The sequence below is a fragment of the Lysinibacillus sp. FSL K6-0232 genome (genome assembly GCF_038008325.1).
Lineage (GTDB): Bacteria > Bacillota > Bacilli > Bacillales_A > Planococcaceae > Lysinibacillus.
Map to the genome: position 1 here is coordinate 941,654 of NZ_JBBOYW010000001.1, position 15,865 is coordinate 957,518.

The window sequence follows — 15,865 nt, forward strand, 5'->3', positions numbered from 1 at the left end:
ATGACATTTTTACAGCTAGAAAACATTCACCATAGTTATTTTTCAAGCACCCAGGCAAAGGAAGTATTATATGATATTAGTTTAAGCATTCGGGAAGGTGAATTTGTATCTTTTATCGGACCAAGTGGCTGTGGGAAAACAACATTATTATCTATTATCGCGGGATTATTCCCTGCAACAGAGGGGAAAATTTATATAGATGGAGAGGAGCTGTCGACGCTTCATCAGCCTAGCATTGGCTATATGCTACAGCAAGACTATTTATTTCCTTGGAAAACTATCGAGGAGAATGTCACAATTGGCTTAAAATTGATGGAGCGCAAGACGAAAACACATAAAGTAACAGCCAATGCACTTTTGCAGGAAATAGGCTTGCCACACATAGGCAAAAATTATCCACGCGAATTATCAGGCGGCATGAGGCAGCGTGTGGCACTTGCTCGCACATTAGCTGTGAATCCGAAAATTTTATTGTTAGATGAGCCATTTTCGGCTTTAGACTATCAATCAAAATTAAAGCTTGAGGATTTAGTTGTAGAAACATTAAAAACGTATAAAAAAACAGCTATTCTTGTAACGCATGATATTGGTGAGGCGATTGCAATGAGTGAGCGTGTATTTCTTTTTTCCGCAAATCCAGGCACATTGCATAAAGTGTTTGAAATTCCACAGGTGCTCCGTGAGCTTTCACCCTTTGATGTAAGACAGCATCCAGCCTATACGGACGTATTCCAAACAATTTGGAAGGAGCTGGAGAGCCTTGGATAATACATTATTTAAACAATATCAGCAAATGCTAAAAAAAGAAAAGCGTTTTGTGCGGCTATATCAGCTTATTATTTTGCTTATATTTTTTGGAGGATGGGAGCTTCTCTCTAGGTTTGAGTGGATTGATCGTTTAATTTTTAGTTCACCAACACAGGTTTGGCAGACATTTGTTGAAAAAGTCAGTGATGGGACGTTAACATTACATGTTGGTGTGACGCTAATGGAAACAGTTATAGGCTTTATCGCCGGGACTTTACTAGGTACGTTTATCGCTATTGTGCTATGGTGGTTTCCGTTGCTATCAAAGGTCTTTGACCCTTATTTAGTGATTTTAAATGCAATGCCTAAAGTGGCACTTGGACCTATTTTAATTGTTGCATTAGGTCCAGGGTATTTTTCGATTATTGCCATGGGTGCATTGATTTCCATTATTATTACAACGATCGTAGTATATACAGCCTTTAAAGGGGTTGACCCCAATTATAGTAAGGTGCTACAAACCTTTGGTGCAACGAGATGGCAAATATTTAAAGAGGTCATTTTGCCAGCATCATTTCCTACGATTATTTCGACTTTAAAAGTAAATGTAGGTTTATCATGGGTAGGGGTTATTGTTGGGGAATTTTTAGTTGCCTCCAAAGGGCTCGGGTATTTAATTATTTATGGCTTCCAAGTATTTAATTTTAACCTTGTGCTGATGTCCCTACTAATCATCGCATTTTTTGCAACAATTATGTATCAGGTTGTAGAATTACTTGAAAGGGCTATTATTAAAAATAGCAGCTAATATAAAAAAGAGGTGACTTAACATAAAGCACCTCTTTTTCGTCTATTAAAATTCTTTATCCATTTGTGGAGATGTGCGATAAAAGCGGAAATTACCTGTTTCGATTCGCGCAATTGTATTTTCTTTAATACGGGTATGGCAGCTATCACACATATAGGTATGAATTGGGCGATTGCGCAACTTTTTAGCTAAAGGTAAATCATCATCTAAATGATTAATCACATCGCAAATAACGCATTTGACGCGCATGGCATTTCCTCCTATTCCGCACGAATGGCTAAGACATTTTTAATAGGATTATCTACATTGGAGCCGTCTTTCAGTAATACATGGATTGGGCCATCTTCCAGTAGAGGTTTGCCGTCTTGGCTATATTTTAAAATTAATGTATACGCTTCTTCAATTGTAAATGGATACTCTTGTCCATCTTTACATTCAAAGACGATTTTTGTTGCTTCAGGTTGAAGCTCGGCATTATTTAAAAAATGGCTTAATTCGATGCCGAATGTACCTGTTTCCATTCCTTTACGGTCAAATTTGCGCTCTGATTTTAATGTAGGTGGGAATGTTGCCCCCTCCATAATTTCGCGTGACCAGTGTGCCCCTACCTCGCGCATATATTTGGTATCTGCATCTTCCTCAATATTTTGTGACACAAAGTATGTGTTTAAATCTAATTTACGATCATCAAAAATCCACACAGTCGGGTCTAATGTTAGTTGGTATAAAACTGCACCTTTGATAGGAATTATTGTTTCCATTGATAGAAATCCTCCTCAAAACTTGTATATCCATGACTTAGTATAACGCTAATACCTAGGGATAATAAAGAAATATAATTTGAATTCTCTATTTTCCAATGAAGACACTTGCATTTTTAACAACTAAAAGATAAACTTTATTAAGATAGAATCGAAGAAATATCAGATAATGGGGGCGTCCTCATGGATACGAAATCACAAACTTCTTTTCAAGAGAAGGCTTTGGAGCTTTTAGTTGCTGATGCAGATAAAATTGCTCGCCTTATTCGAGTACAAATGGATCATTTAACAATGCCACAATGCCCTCTATATGAGGAAGTATTAGATACACAAATGTTTGGTCTATCACGTGAAATTGACTTTGCTGTAAAGCTTGGCTTAATTGAGCGTGAAAAAGGTAAAGAAATTCTCGATTCGCTCGAGAAGGAGCTTTCTGTACTACACGATGCGTATACAGACAAATAAAATGAAAAACTCAAACGCTTTTTTTGCGCTTTGAGTTTTTTTACTAGAACGAGGTTTTCGAATGAAACAATATTTAAAACGTTATGCACAAAATTTTGATTACCCATTATTTTTTACGGTCCTATTGTTAAGTATATTTGGCTTAATTATGATTTATAGTTCAAGTATGATGATAGCTATTGTGCGTGAAGAACAAGCGCCAGATTACTTTTATCAAAAGCAAGTAACAAATTTAATCGTGGCATTTTTGGGCTTTCTTGCAGCAGCCTTTTTCCCATATAAGCATTATGCGAATAAAAATATTATGCTATTGCTAACGGTTGTGCTAGTAGTGTTATTTACATGGGTAAAAGTAAATGGTAATGGAGCGGATGAAGTAGGGTCTCAAAGCTGGATCACTGTTCCGTTTTTTGGGAATTTTCAGCCCTCTGAGTATGCAAAGCTATTTATCATTTTATATTTTGCTGCTGCTTTTTATCGGAAAGCGCAAAAATATACATTTGAAAAGCTTCAGCCAACCGAAATTTTCTACCCAATTTTTCTTTGGATTTTAGTGGTTGCTGGCGTAGCTTTTGAAACGGATTTAGGTGCAGTTATTATTTTATGTGGGATTGCTGTATCTGTTGTCGCTTCAAGCGGTATTCCTTTTAAAACATTTTGGAAGTTTTTTGGCGTATTAGGTGCATTTGGCACGGCAATTCTTGGTATACTATGGTTATTTAAAGGAGAATTGCTGACAGGCAATCGGAAAGGGCGGATTTTATCCTATTTGAATCCGTTTGAGTATGAGGATACTAGCGGTCATCAGGTTGTTAATAGTTATTATGCGATTGGTGGAGGCGGCCTAGAAGGTAGAGGTCTTGGCCAATCTATTCAAAAGTTAGGATATTTACCCGAACCTCAGACAGATTTTATTATGGCCATTATTATGGAAGAATTGGGCATATGGGGTGTATTAATTGTCTTGCTTGGTTTAGGTTTTATTGTATATAAGGGCTTTTCGATTGCATTGCGAACGAAAGACCCATTAGCACGCATGATTGCGGCTGGTATTGCGAGCTGGATTGGCTGGCAAACGTTTATTAATCTTGGGGGTGTAACTGGGTTAATCCCGTTAACCGGTGTAACGTTACCTTTTATTAGCTATGGCGGTACATCTATAATTATTCTATCTTTAGCAATGGGCATATTAATCAATGTTTCTATGTTTGAAAAGGTAGAAAGAAAAAAAGCACAGTCATAAAGGAGGATACCTATGGAATCAATTAACAAAATTCTCGTAGCCAATCGAGGCGAAATTGCAATTCGCATTTTCCGTGCCTGTACGGAGCTAGATATTCGAACAGTTGCGATCTATTCAAGGGAGGATAGTGGGGCTTTTCATCGCTTTAAAGCAGATGAAGCCTATTTAGTAGGAGCTGGCAAAAAACCAATCGATGCGTATTTAGATATTGAAGGGATTATTGCTATTGCCAAGGATGCAGATGTTGATGCGATTCATCCAGGGTATGGTTTTTTATCAGAAAATGTAGAGTTTGCACGTCGCTGTGAGGAAGAAGGCATTATCTTTATTGGTCCAACATCTCAGCATTTAGATATGTTTGGCGATAAGGTCAAAGCGCGTGAACAAGCGATTGCGGCCAATATTCCAGTTATTCCTGGCACAGACGGCCCCGTTGCCCAGTTAGCAGAGGTAGAGGATTTTGCCAGCACTTATGGCTATCCAATTATGATTAAGGCAGCGCTTGGTGGCGGTGGTCGTGGGATGCGTCTTGTGCATACACAAGAGGAACTTGCATCTGCCTATGAGCGTGCAAAGTCAGAAGCTAAAGCTGCATTTGGCTCTGATGAGGTCTATGTGGAAAAGGCGATTATCAAGCCAAAGCATATTGAAGTGCAAATTATTGGTGACCAGCATGGCAATCTTGTGCATTTGTATGAGCGTGATTGCTCGATCCAGCGTCGTCACCAAAAAGTAGTGGAAATTGCGCCATCGAACTCTATTTCTGAGGAATTAAGACAGCGCATTTGTGAAGCAGCCGTGCAATTAATGAAGAATGTCTCGTACATAAATGCAGGGACGGTGGAATTTTTAGTCGCAGGCGATGATTTTTATTTCATTGAGGTGAATCCGCGTATTCAAGTAGAGCATACGATTACAGAGATGATTACAGGCGTCGATATTGTTCATGCTCAAATTAAAGTAGCAGCGGGTTATGCCCTGCATGGTGAAGAAATTCATATGCCAAAGCAGGCAGATATCCCAATGATTGGCTATGCGATTCAAGCTCGTGTCACAACAGAGGACCCCGCTAATGACTTTATGCCAGATACAGGAAAATTAATGGTATACCGTTCAAGTGGTGGTTTCGGAGTACGCTTAGATGCAGGAAATGGCTTCCAAGGTGCTGTAGTGACACCTTACTATGATTCCCTGCTTGTGAAAATTTCTACATCAGGTATGACATTTAAAGAAGCAGCTGCGAAAATGGATCGTAACTTAAAGGAATTCCGTATTCGTGGTGTGAAAACAAATATTCCATTTTTAAACAATGTAGTAACACATGAACAATTTTTATCAGGCGCCTTTGATACAAGCTTTATTGATACAACACCAGAGCTATTTGAATTCCCCGTCAGAAAAGACCGTGGGACAAAGCTATTAAGCTATATTGGCAATGTTACACTAAACGGCTTCCCAGGAGTGGAGAAGAAGTCCAAGCCTATTTTTGTACAGCCAAGCGTGCCTAAATTTGACCCATTGATTGTGCCACCAGCTGGTACAAAGCAAATCTTGGATGCACAAGGACCTGAAGGCTTAGTAAAATGGATTTTAGCACAGGATGATGTGCTTTTAACGGATACAACCTTCCGTGATGCTCACCAATCATTACTAGCAACTCGTGTACGTTCACAGGATATGTTCCAGGTGGCTGATGCGACAGCACGTATGATGCACCAGCTATTCTCGTTAGAAATGTGGGGTGGCGCAACATTTGATGTCGCATACCGCTTCTTAAAAGAAGACCCATGGGAGCGCCTAGCGAAGCTGCGTGAGCAAATTCCGAATGTATTATTCCAAATGCTTTTGCGCGGGGCGAATGCCGTTGGTTATACCAACTATCCTGATAACCTTATCCGTGAATTTATTGCAGAATCGGCTGCATCAGGCATTGATGTATTCCGTATTTTCGATAGCTTAAACTGGATTAAGGGCATGGAAGTAGCGATTGATGCAGCACGTCAATCTGGCAAAATTGCTGAAGCAGCGATTTGCTACACAGGCGATATTTTGGATGATACACGCGCGAAATATTCTGTACAATACTACAAGGATATGGCGAAGGAGCTAGAGGCAGCAGGTGCACATATTTTAGCGATTAAAGATATGGCTGGTTTATTAAAGCCAGAAGCAGCCTATCGTTTAATTTCAGAGCTAAAAGACACAACAAATCTGCCAATCCATCTGCATACACATGATACAAGCGGTAATGGTATTTACTTATATGCCAAAGCAATTGAGGCAGGCGTAGATATTGTTGATACAGCATTAGGTGCAATGGCTGGTCTTACATCACAGCCAAGTGCAAACTCCTTATACTATGCGATGAAAGGCAGTCAGCGTGAGGTACGTGCGGATATTGACTCGCTTGAAAAGCTATCCTACTACTGGGAGGATGTGCGTAAATACTACAAGGATTTTGAAAGTGGTATGATTAGTCCACATTCTGAAATTTATGTGCATGAAATGCCTGGCGGACAATATAGTAACCTACAACAGCAAGCAAAAGCAGTAGGGCTTGGCGACCGTTGGGAAGAAGTAAAACATATGTATTCTCGCGTCAACCTTCTATTTGGCGATATTGTCAAAGTGACGCCATCATCGAAGGTAGTCGGGGATATGGCACTCTTTATGGTACAAAACGATTTGGATGAACATACTGTTTTAACAAGAGGGCAAACAATTGACTTCCCAGACTCTGTGATTGAGTTCTTCCAAGGCTATCTTGGGCAGCCACATGGTGGATTCCCAGAGGAGCTGCAAAAGGTTGTTTTAAAGGACCGTGAAGCGATCACAGTACGTCCTGGAGAGCTATTAGAGCCAATTCAATTTGAACAGCTAGCAGCACATCTAGAGGATCAATTAAGCCGTCCTGTAACCAAGAAAGATGTCCTAGCCTATGCATTGTATCCAAAAGTTTTTGAAGAGTATGCTAAAACAGCCGAATCCTTTGGCAATATTTCCGTGTTAGATACACCAACATTCCTATACGGCTTAAAGCTAGGGGAAATTATTGAGGTTGAAATTGAAAAAGGAAAAACATTAATTATTAAATTAGTATCCATCGGTGAACCACAGCACGATGGTACGCGTGTTTTATACTTTGAGCTCAACGGCCAATCTCGTGAGCTAGTGATTCAAGATATGACAGTAGAAGTGGATGGTAGTGTAGCCTTAAAGGCAGACTCCAGCAATCCAAATCAAATTGGTGCAACAATGCCAGGAACCGTGTTAAAGGTTGTTATCTCGAAAGGCAGCCCTGTGAAACGCGGTGATCACCTTCTGATTACAGAGGCAATGAAAATGGAAACAACTGTCCAAGCACCAAAGGATGGTATTATTAAAGAGGTTTATGTTGCCGCAGGTGATGCCATTTCCACAGGCGATCTATTGATTGAAATGGAATAATAAATGCTTAAAAGGTTATTAGATGCATATTAGCGTCTAATAGCCTTTTTTATATTAGGGATGGAAAGATAAGAATAGGATGATGGACAGCACCTTCAATCAAAGAGCTATTTATGAATATATGTTAAGCTATATGGAGAGTTATGCAAGTAGGGGGAAGTTTAAAATGCTAAAAACGCTATTTAATTGGCTGCTGATTATTGGCTTAATTTTATTAGGAGGACGCATTGTAACAGCAATTTGTGTCTATTTTGACATTCCATTTACAACCTTTTTTAAAGATTATGCACTAGTATCTGTGATTATTTTAATTATTGGAATTATAGGATCAGAAACAATGAAAAAGCAGGAAAAAAGATAAAAGATTCGGCACATCCTCTCGTGCCGAATCCTTTTCATGTTCTATTTCTTCTTTTCATTATAGTTACTACGAGCGACTAGCATAATCATATAACATAATAAACCAAATAACAGAGAAATAAATAGCGAATGTAGTAAAGCAACTGTTAAATTTAATCTTGTCAGGACTACTAACATACCCGCAATTACTTGTAAAACAACGATTGTAAAGGCAATAATCCAACCATAATAAATAACACGCTGGTTTTTATATTCTTTCACAGCATGCCAAGTTATGTATGCAATCCAAATGAAAATAATAAGAACAGCTAGACGATGCCCCATTTGCACCCATTCATACATATTGTTTGGCAGTGCTAAAGGTGATTCATTATAGCAAAATGGCCAGTCAGGACAAATTAAGCTAGAATCCGTATGTCGTACAAGCGCTCCTGTATAAACGACTAAATAAGAATAAATTGTGACAGCAATTGTATGCCAACGTAATTTTTTCCCCATAAATACGTTATCAGCATCAAATTTCCGATCCACTTCAAATACAATCATAGAAAGCAGAAGAACAGCAGCAAAGGAAATAAGAGAAATTCCAAAATGCAGCGCTAGGATAAAATCACCTTGCCCCCATAACACTTGGGCTGCTCCAATTAAAGCCTGTGCGATTAAGAAAAACATTGCCAAAAAACCTAATAACTTTACTTCACGAATATGTCCGAGTTTACGCCATGTCCAAACTGTTAGTACAAGAATTGAAATAGATACGACTCCAGTCACAAGGCGATGTGAAAATTCAATAAGAACTTCTGGTGTAATTTCCTTTGGAATAAGAGATCCATTACAATCAGGCCAGTTTCGACCACAGCCTAAGCCACTATCTGTTTTTGTAACAAGCGCTCCACCAAGTAAAATTAGGAGCATTCCAACTGTAGCGGCAACAGCAAACCACTTCAAATACCTGTTGTGTTGCATAAAATGAGTCACCTACTTTATCTATCAACATTACAAGAGCGTAATGTTTCTGCTACTAGATAATATCGAAAATACGTTTAAAAAACAACTTGTAAAGAGAAGGGACTAATAGATGTCGATTCCATTTCACAAATTGTTCATAATTTCGTGCTTTAACCTTCACAATTGATTTTAGAAAATGTTTTACTATAGATATGTTGTTTTTATTTATATTTCTAGGCAAAACTAATTTTTACAACTTCATCTAAATTTCACTTAATGTCTAGAAATCAATCGCAAATTTCGCTATAGTTATGATAGCGGAATATGCTTACAAAAATGAAAGGAGAGGTAATATGTCAAACGGTCGTACACTGGCGGCTACTAGAAATCCAGAGCCAGAAACAACATCCGTTGTAAAAGATTTTTTAGCACTAATAAAAATTGGCATCGTTAACTCGAATCTTGTCACAACATTTACAGGGATGTGGCTGGCGTTTCAATTAACTAGTAGACATTTCTTGCAAGAGCTTGATGTCATATTCTACACCATGCTAGGTGCGGCATTAATCATTGGTGGCTCAGGCGCAATGAACAACTTTATTGATCAGGATATCGATCCGATCATGAAAAGAACGAAGGCAAGACCGACAGTAACTGGTAGATTTAAGCCAAATTTAGTATTGACCATTGCCCTCTCATTTTTAATTGTAGGTGAAATTTTGTTATTTGCGGCATCGTTTGCGGCCGGCATGTGGGGACTACTAGGAATATTTGCTTATGTTGTTCTGTATTCAATGTGGTCAAAGAGAAAGCATGTTAGTAACACGGTTGTAGGAAGCATTTCTGGGGCTATTCCTCCGATTATTGGATATGCAGCGGTTGAGCCTACTTTAGGCTTAGGAGCACTTGCCTTATTTCTTATTATGTTCGCATGGCAGCCACCGCATTTTTATGCGCTTGCTATGAAACGTACAGAGGAATACCGTGCAGCTAAAATACCAATGCTACCTGTTGTAAAAGGATTTAAACGAACAAAGTATTCCATGCTATTTTGGATTCTTTTATTATTCCCGTTACCTTTCCTGTTACCAGAGCTTGGAATTGGCTTTTTAACTCTTGCTACTGCATTGAACTTAGGTTGGTTAATACTAGCTCTAAAAGGCTTTACTACAAATGATGATATGAAATGGGCAAATAAAATGTTTATTTACTCATTGAATCATATGACAATACTATTTGTAGCCATCATTATATTTGCGGTGTTTAGCTAATTTAGGGGATTCTTTCTTTTTCTAAAGAATTCATATAGACAGAACTAATGTCCTAGGTACACATGAAAATACAACAAAGAAAGAGGGGTTTAATTAAGCTATGATGAAAGGGCTTAAAAAATGGCGTCTTTTTTCACTTCTAGCAGTGATGATGGTTTTCCTTTCAGGATGTGGTGAAGATTATCTATCTACGCTGAAACCAACTGGAGAAGTAGGCAGACAACAATTAAATCTATTACTGTTAACTACTGTAATTATGACGCTAGTAGTAGTAATAGTATCTGTTATCTATTTACTTGCATTCGTAAAATACCGTCGTTCACGCGTTGGGGAAAATGTTATTCCTAAACAAGTAGAGGGTAGCCATACGTTAGAAGTGATTTGGACAGTTATTCCAATTATTTTATTATTAATTATCGCTGTACCAGTTGTTACAACTACTTATAAATTTGCAGATGTTGCTGCAATGGATGAGGTAGATGAAGAGGGGAACAAAACAGCCCTAACAGTTAATGTAACAGCAAAATTGTACTGGTGGGAATTTGAATACCCTAACCAAGGTATTGTAACTGCTCAAGAGCTAGTAGTCCCAACAGGTGAAAAGGTTTACTTTAATTTAAAGGCTGCTGATGTTAAGCACTCATTCTGGATTCCTGCTGTAGGCGGTAAAATGGATACAAACGTAGAGAACTTAAACAAATTCTACTTAGAATTTGACCAAGAATCCAAAGATTTAAAAGATGGCGTATTTTATGGTAAATGTGCTGAGCTATGTGGACCTTCACACGCATTAATGGACTTTAAAGTAAAAACATTAAGCCCAGAGGCATTTGATGCATGGGTAGCTGCTATGCAAGCGACAGAAGGCCAAACTGCTGATAAAGAATCAACAGACCTTGGTGAAGCAACTTTTGCTAATAGCTGCTTAGGCTGTCATGCTGTTTCAGGCTCAGGAGCAAGTGGTGCACCAGGTCCAAACTTAACTACATTTGGTGATCGTAACCGTGTTGCTGGCTTCTTAGAGCACAATGAAGAAAGCTTAAAAGCTTGGATTAAAAACCCTGAGGAATTCAAACCAGGTAACTTAATGATGAACGCTGAGGGCACTGCGCCTATTTATGGCGATTTATCTGATGAAGAAATAGAAGCTCTTGCAAGTTATATCATGGGCTTATCAGTTGAAAAATAATTTTTTGTTTATATGTAACAAATTTTGAGGGAGGTAAAAGTTGTGAGCTCATACACACAGAAAAAGGGCTTTGGAGCAACTGTCTGGGATTACATTACAACTGTTGACCATAAAAAGTTAGCAGTAATGTATTTATTAGCCGGTACATTGTTCTTCGCTATTGCTGGTGCTGAAGCATTATTAATGCGTATTCAGTTAATGAAGCCAAATAATGATTTTGTGTCAGCTGGTTTTTTCAATGAACTATTAACGATGCACGGAACAACAATGTTATTCTTAGCTGCGACTCCATTATTATTCGCATTTATGAACATGCTTGTACCATTACAAATTGGTGCACGTGACGTTGCATTTCCGTTCCTTAACTCTTTAGGGTTCTGGTTATTCTTCCTGGGTGCAGTATTCCTTCACCTGTCATTCTTTATGGGTGGCGCTCCTGATGCGGGCTGGACTTCTTATGCATCATTATCTTTATACTCTCCAGGACATGGGATTGACTTCTATGTACTTGGTTTACAAATTTCAGGGGCAGGTACGTTAATTTCAGGTCTTAACTTTATTGTGACGATCATTACAATGCGTGCTCCAGGTATGACATTTATGCGTATGCCATTATTCACTTGGACATCAATGGTATCAAGTGCGTTAATTTTATTCGCATTCCCTCCATTAACAATTGGTTTATTAATGATGTTATTTGACCGTATGTTCGGCGGTAACTTCTTTGACCATATGATGGGTGGTAACACAATTATTTGGGAGCACTTATTCTGGATCTTTGGACACCCAGAAGTTTATATCTTAGTATTACCAGCGTTTGGTTTATTCTCTGAGATTATTCCAGCGTTCTCTCGTAAACGTTTATTCGGATACTCTTCAATGGTATTCGCAACAATTTTAATCGGTTTCCTAGGGTTCATGGTTTGGGCCCACCATATGTTTACAGTTGGTTTAGGACCAACAGCAAACGCAATCTTCGCTGTTGCAACAATGGCAATTGCCGTTCCAACAGGTATGAAGGTATTCAACTGGATTTTAACAATCTGGGGCGGATCAATTAAAGTTACAACACCGATGCTTTATGCACTTGGTTTTATCCCGTCATTCGTTGCGGGTGGGGTTACAGGGGTTATGCAAGCATCTGCACCTCTTGACTATCAATTACATGATTCTTACTTTATCGTAGCTCACTTCCACTATGTAATCGTTGGTGGTATCGTTACAGCATTATTTGGTTCAGCGCACTTCTACTGGCCAATTTTCTTCAACCGTATGTTGAACGAAACATTAGGAAAATGGACATTCTGGGTATTCTTTATCGGATTCCATTTAACATTCTTCCTACAGCATTTCTTAGGTTTAATGGGTATGCCACGTCGTGTATTCACTTACATGGAAGGGCAAGGTTGGGATCAGTTCAACTATATTTCTACAATCGGTGCATTAATGATGGGCGTTGGGGTTATCATGATGGTAATCAACTGCTTAATGTCGATTAAAGGTAAACCAGCAGGTCGCGACCCTTGGGGTGATGGACGTACATTAGAATGGTCAATTCCACAACCAATTCCATTCTATAATTTCCGTCAAACACCACTTGTTCGTGGTTTAGACCCATGGTGGATTGAAAAGCAAGAAGGTAATAAAGAAGTGACATTTGCTGAGCCAATCGGTGACATTCATATGCCAAATAACTCAGCGATTCCATTCGTTATTTCATTAGGTATGTTTATCGCAGCATTCGGTGCACTTTATAATCCAGATGCAGATAAACCATGGTCAATTTATGTATTAATTATTGGTCTTGCAATTACATTTGGTGCGATGATTTTCCGATCTGTTAAAGACGATCATGGCTTCCATTTACACAAAGAAGAGATTCTTGAAATTGAAGAGCATCTTTACGGCAAAGGAGGCAATAAATAATGGATTTCAATACTAAATTTACTCCTCACACTTGGCCAGATCACCCTGAACAAGCTACAATGGAGGGGAAAAATAAAGTCGTTGGTTTCTGGATTTTCCTTGCCTGTGAAGTTGTACTTTTCGCAAGTTTATTTGCTACTTACTTAGCGCTTAAGAACAAAGGGCCAGCTGGCATGGAGTTCACAACTCAAGGTCTATATGAATTACCATTAGCATTTGCGATGACAATGTTACTATTAACATCTTCACTAACATCTGTTTATGCGATTCACCATATGCGTAACTTTAACTTTAAAGGGATGCAAACATGGTTTGGTATTACAGTGTTGCTAGGCTTTGGTTTCTTAGCTTTAGAAATTTATGAGTTTTATCACTATACACATCTTGGCTTTACATTTACACAATCGGCGTTTGCCACTGCTTTCTACTCATTAGTAGGTACGCATGGTTTCCACGTATCATTAGGTCTTGTTTGGATTTTAACGTTAATGATTCGCAATGCAAAACGTGGTCTAAACTTATACAATGCACCTAAGTTCTTCGTGGCTGCTTTATATTGGCACTTTATCGACGTAGTTTGGGTATTTATCTTTACAGTAGTATACTTGATGGGAGTGATCGGATAATGTCTTCACACGATACACCTATAGTTGCTAAATCACAGGCACAATACGAATATGATCGTCATCATAATGCCGTTCATATGCGTAAGCAAGTCATCAATTTTGCGATTATGATTTTCCTTACATTTATCGCATTTGGCATGGCTGCGGCTGGTTTCTCTAAATACTTAGTCTTCCCGTTTATTTTATTACTTGCGGGTGTTCAAGTTGTACTGCAGCTCTATTCTTTCATGCACTTAGAGGATAAAAAGACACACTTCGGTGGTGTAATTGGCTTCTTTATGTGGATGGGAATGGTTATTGCCTTTACATTCTTCTTAGCATTCTTAACAATTATTTGGTGGTAAGCACCAAAAAGAGCACGTTCGTTTCAACATAACGAACGTGCTTTTATATTGCTGAAAAAATTTTATATAGTAGTAGAAAGAAGATACTTTGTATGAGTATGGAAATTTTAGTCTATAATATTTTTTATCAACAAGTCTTCTATTTTAATTTTCGATATTTAAAGATAATCTAGTAAGGGAGCTTGTCATAGTATACGCAGAGGATGCAGGTCTAAACTTAATATTTGTTCACCTTTCGTTCATTGCAGTATGGCTGTAAGCGTTCTATAATAGGGATACTGAAGTTTAAAGGAGTGCGTTCTATATGCCACTTAGTATTTTTGGTTTTCAAGCATTATGGAGCCCATACTTGATTGGGGTTCTTATTTTTATAACAGTAGTTTATTTTTTAGTCACAACAAAGTGGCGCAAAGATTTTAAAGTAAGTGAGCCTTTAAAAAAGGGTGAGGCTATTTATTTTGTGTTAGCCATGGTGACAATTTATATTATTAAAGGATCGCCTATTGATTTAATGGCGCATATTATGTTTACAATGCATATGGTGCAAATGGCTGTGCTATTACTGCTTGTACCGATTTTCTTAATTAAAGGGATTCCTTGGTGGCTTTGGAAGGTTGTAATGGAGGCTCCCGTTGCTCGAACGATATTTAAAATTATGACATTACCAGTTGTTGCAGTTTTTGTGTTTATTGGTCTATTTTCTTTCTATCATCTACCTTCAGTGATGGATTATATTAAATTGAATGAAATATTACACAATGTTTATACACTTGTATTATTCCTTTCCGCTGTTTTTATGTACTGGCCTTTAATTCAAAATATGCCAGACGGTGCTCAAATGAAGCCACTGCATAAATTGGCTTATATTATTGCGAATGCTGTGTTAATTACGCCTGCATGTGGATTGATTATTTTCGCACCTAATGCACTTTATGAAACATATACAAATGGTGACGCTTGGCTAAAGGCAATGGAGCTTTGTGTGCCAGCCTCCACATTATCAGGTTTATCACTATCAGGGCCTGAGCTATTTACAGATATGAAGCCTGTTGCCGATCAGCAATTGGGTGGTGTTCTTATGAAAATTTTACAAGAGCTTATTTTTGGTGTATTAATTACTGTTATTTTTACAAAATGGTATCGCGCTGAACAAAAAGACCCAGATAAAATTACTGCTGATGCGTTAGCTGCACATCAAAAGAAATGGGAAAGTCAACAGCAACATGGATTGTAAAATAGAAATTTACTTTGTATAAGGGGTTTTGAGAATGGATTTAAAAATTTTGCCTACTATTAGTACATCATTTATTGTTATTAGTGCTGTACTCGTAGCAATAGGTTGGGGCTTAATTTTAAAAAGAAATGTAGAAGCACATAAAAAAGTGATGCTGGCTGCGGGTGCTGCTGCACTTATCTTCTTTATTATTTATGCTTCACGTACAATCTTTGTTGGGAATACTGCCTTTGGTGGCGGAGAACATTTAAAGCCATATTATACGTTCTTCCTTATTTTCCATATTATCCTGGCAACAGTTGGAGCAGTATTTGGGATTGTTAGTATTATTTCAGGGCTAAAAACAAATATTAAGCTACACAGACGTATTGGACCGATTACAAGTATTATTTGGTTCTTTGTGGCAATCACAGGTGTATTAGTGTATATACTATTGTATGTATTATTTGAACCGGGTGAAACAACATCTGTTATTAAAGCGATATTAGGATTTTAA

At 38.1% G+C, this 15,865-nt stretch carries 16 protein-coding genes; 13 read left to right on the plus strand and 3 right to left on the minus strand.

Annotated features, from left to right (window positions below; translation table 11 throughout):
• Together MHB42_RS04340 and MHB42_RS04345 are read left to right on the plus strand one after the other, a co-directional pair.
• Entirely contained in the window at nucleotides 1-768 is a 768-nt protein-coding gene (locus tag MHB42_RS04340) for an ABC transporter ATP-binding protein (RefSeq protein ID WP_340804579.1), read from the plus strand.
• Nucleotides 761-1,555 carry an ABC transporter permease gene (locus MHB42_RS04345; RefSeq protein WP_340804580.1) on the plus strand — a complete coding sequence of 265 codons (795 nt, stop codon included), beginning with the start codon at nucleotides 761-763 and terminating at the stop codon, nucleotides 1,553-1,555. Before MHB42_RS04340 ends, MHB42_RS04345 begins: the two co-directional genes overlap by 8 nt.
• Before the next feature lie 45 nt (nucleotides 1,556-1,600).
• On the opposite strand, the gene MHB42_RS04350 is transcribed toward MHB42_RS04345, so the two are convergent.
• Together MHB42_RS04350 and MHB42_RS04355 are read right to left on the minus strand one after the other, a co-directional pair.
• The gene (locus MHB42_RS04350) at nucleotides 1,601-1,804 is read right to left on the minus strand and encodes a YlaI family protein (RefSeq protein WP_340804581.1); all 204 of its coding nucleotides are present in this window, start codon (nucleotides 1,802-1,804) and stop codon (nucleotides 1,601-1,603) included.
• An 11-nt stretch (nucleotides 1,805-1,815) separates the two neighbouring features.
• Nucleotides 1,816-2,316 (minus strand): peptidyl-prolyl cis-trans isomerase, encoded by a 501-nt coding sequence (locus MHB42_RS04355; protein ID WP_340804582.1) that lies wholly within the window; start codon nucleotides 2,314-2,316, stop codon nucleotides 1,816-1,818.
• A 183-nt stretch (nucleotides 2,317-2,499) separates the two neighbouring features.
• Between MHB42_RS04355 and MHB42_RS04360 the strand changes: the two genes are divergently transcribed.
• From MHB42_RS04360 to MHB42_RS04375, 4 genes are all read left to right on the plus strand, one after another.
• A complete protein-coding gene (locus MHB42_RS04360) occupies nucleotides 2,500-2,781 on the plus strand; it encodes a YlaN family protein (RefSeq protein WP_004224778.1) in 282 nt (93 codons plus the stop codon).
• Nucleotides 2,782-2,842: 61 nt separating this feature from the next.
• Nucleotides 2,843-4,024, plus strand: coding sequence for an FtsW/RodA/SpoVE family cell cycle protein (locus tag MHB42_RS04365; RefSeq protein WP_340804588.1), 1,182 nt, complete (start codon nucleotides 2,843-2,845; stop codon nucleotides 4,022-4,024).
• A 12-nt stretch (nucleotides 4,025-4,036) separates the two neighbouring features.
• The gene (gene pyc, locus MHB42_RS04370) at nucleotides 4,037-7,471 is read left to right on the plus strand and encodes a pyruvate carboxylase (protein WP_340804589.1); all 3,435 of its coding nucleotides are present in this window, start codon (nucleotides 4,037-4,039) and stop codon (nucleotides 7,469-7,471) included.
• 166 nt (nucleotides 7,472-7,637) lie between these two features.
• Nucleotides 7,638-7,832: a hypothetical protein gene (locus MHB42_RS04375; protein WP_340804591.1), complete on the plus strand. Its 195-nt coding sequence runs from the start codon at nucleotides 7,638-7,640 to the stop codon at nucleotides 7,830-7,832.
• Nucleotides 7,833-7,873: 41 nt separating this feature from the next.
• Here the strand turns inward: MHB42_RS04375 and MHB42_RS04380 are convergent, their stop codons facing one another.
• Nucleotides 7,874-8,797: a COX15/CtaA family protein gene (locus tag MHB42_RS04380; RefSeq protein ID WP_340804592.1), complete on the minus strand. Its 924-nt coding sequence runs from the start codon at nucleotides 8,795-8,797 to the stop codon at nucleotides 7,874-7,876.
• A 335-nt stretch (nucleotides 8,798-9,132) separates the two neighbouring features.
• Between MHB42_RS04380 and cyoE the strand changes: the two genes are divergently transcribed.
• The 7 genes from cyoE (at nucleotide 9,133) to MHB42_RS04415 (ending at nucleotide 15,865) form a co-directional block, all read left to right on the plus strand.
• A complete protein-coding gene (gene cyoE / locus MHB42_RS04385) occupies nucleotides 9,133-10,050 on the plus strand; it encodes a heme o synthase (protein ID WP_340804593.1) in 918 nt (305 codons plus the stop codon).
• A gap of 100 nt (nucleotides 10,051-10,150) precedes the next feature.
• Nucleotides 10,151-11,239, plus strand: a complete 1,089-nt coding sequence (gene coxB / locus MHB42_RS04390) for a cytochrome c oxidase subunit II (protein ID WP_340804595.1) — start codon at nucleotides 10,151-10,153, stop codon at nucleotides 11,237-11,239.
• A gap of 42 nt (nucleotides 11,240-11,281) precedes the next feature.
• On the plus strand, nucleotides 11,282-13,165 hold the full coding sequence (gene ctaD / locus MHB42_RS04395; protein WP_340804596.1) for a cytochrome c oxidase subunit I: 1,884 nt from the start codon (nucleotides 11,282-11,284) through the stop codon (nucleotides 13,163-13,165).
• Nucleotides 13,165-13,791, plus strand: coding sequence for a cytochrome (ubi)quinol oxidase subunit III (locus MHB42_RS04400; protein WP_340804597.1), 627 nt, complete (start codon nucleotides 13,165-13,167; stop codon nucleotides 13,789-13,791). The genes ctaD and MHB42_RS04400 overlap by 1 nt, the downstream gene beginning before the upstream one ends.
• Nucleotides 13,791-14,135 carry a cytochrome C oxidase subunit IV family protein gene (locus MHB42_RS04405; protein WP_340804599.1) on the plus strand — a complete coding sequence of 115 codons (345 nt, stop codon included), beginning with the start codon at nucleotides 13,791-13,793 and terminating at the stop codon, nucleotides 14,133-14,135. The genes MHB42_RS04400 and MHB42_RS04405 overlap by 1 nt, the downstream gene beginning before the upstream one ends.
• Before the next feature lie 304 nt (nucleotides 14,136-14,439).
• Nucleotides 14,440-15,369 (plus strand): cytochrome c oxidase assembly factor CtaG, encoded by a 930-nt coding sequence (gene ctaG / locus MHB42_RS04410; RefSeq protein ID WP_340804601.1) that lies wholly within the window; start codon nucleotides 14,440-14,442, stop codon nucleotides 15,367-15,369.
• A 34-nt stretch (nucleotides 15,370-15,403) separates the two neighbouring features.
• Complete coding sequence (locus MHB42_RS04415) at nucleotides 15,404-15,865, plus strand: DUF420 domain-containing protein (RefSeq protein ID WP_340804602.1); 462 nt, start codon at nucleotides 15,404-15,406, stop codon at nucleotides 15,863-15,865.

Excerpts from the sequence above, each read along its gene's own strand:
- MHB42_RS04340 (WP_340804579.1), top strand. The coding sequence starts at position 1 with ATGACATTTTTACAGCTAGAAAACATTCACCATAGTTATTTTTCAAGC.
- MHB42_RS04350 (WP_340804581.1), bottom strand. The coding sequence starts at position 1,804 with ATGCGCGTCAAATGCGTTATTTGCGATGTGATTAATCATTTAGATGAT.
- MHB42_RS04355 (WP_340804582.1), bottom strand. The coding sequence starts at position 2,316 with ATGGAAACAATAATTCCTATCAAAGGTGCAGTTTTATACCAACTAACA.
- MHB42_RS04360 (WP_004224778.1), top strand. The coding sequence starts at position 2,500 with ATGGATACGAAATCACAAACTTCTTTTCAAGAGAAGGCTTTGGAGCTT.
- MHB42_RS04365 (WP_340804588.1), top strand. The coding sequence starts at position 2,843 with ATGAAACAATATTTAAAACGTTATGCACAAAATTTTGATTACCCATTA.
- pyc (WP_340804589.1), top strand. The coding sequence starts at position 4,037 with ATGGAATCAATTAACAAAATTCTCGTAGCCAATCGAGGCGAAATTGCA.
- MHB42_RS04375 (WP_340804591.1), top strand. The coding sequence starts at position 7,638 with ATGCTAAAAACGCTATTTAATTGGCTGCTGATTATTGGCTTAATTTTA.
- MHB42_RS04380 (WP_340804592.1), bottom strand. The coding sequence starts at position 8,797 with ATGCAACACAACAGGTATTTGAAGTGGTTTGCTGTTGCCGCTACAGTT.
- cyoE (WP_340804593.1), top strand. The coding sequence starts at position 9,133 with ATGTCAAACGGTCGTACACTGGCGGCTACTAGAAATCCAGAGCCAGAA.
- coxB (WP_340804595.1), top strand. The coding sequence starts at position 10,151 with ATGATGAAAGGGCTTAAAAAATGGCGTCTTTTTTCACTTCTAGCAGTG.
- MHB42_RS04400 (WP_340804597.1), top strand. The coding sequence starts at position 13,165 with ATGGATTTCAATACTAAATTTACTCCTCACACTTGGCCAGATCACCCT.
- MHB42_RS04405 (WP_340804599.1), top strand. The coding sequence starts at position 13,791 with ATGTCTTCACACGATACACCTATAGTTGCTAAATCACAGGCACAATAC.
- ctaG (WP_340804601.1), top strand. The coding sequence starts at position 14,440 with ATGCCACTTAGTATTTTTGGTTTTCAAGCATTATGGAGCCCATACTTG.
- MHB42_RS04415 (WP_340804602.1), top strand. The coding sequence starts at position 15,404 with ATGGATTTAAAAATTTTGCCTACTATTAGTACATCATTTATTGTTATT.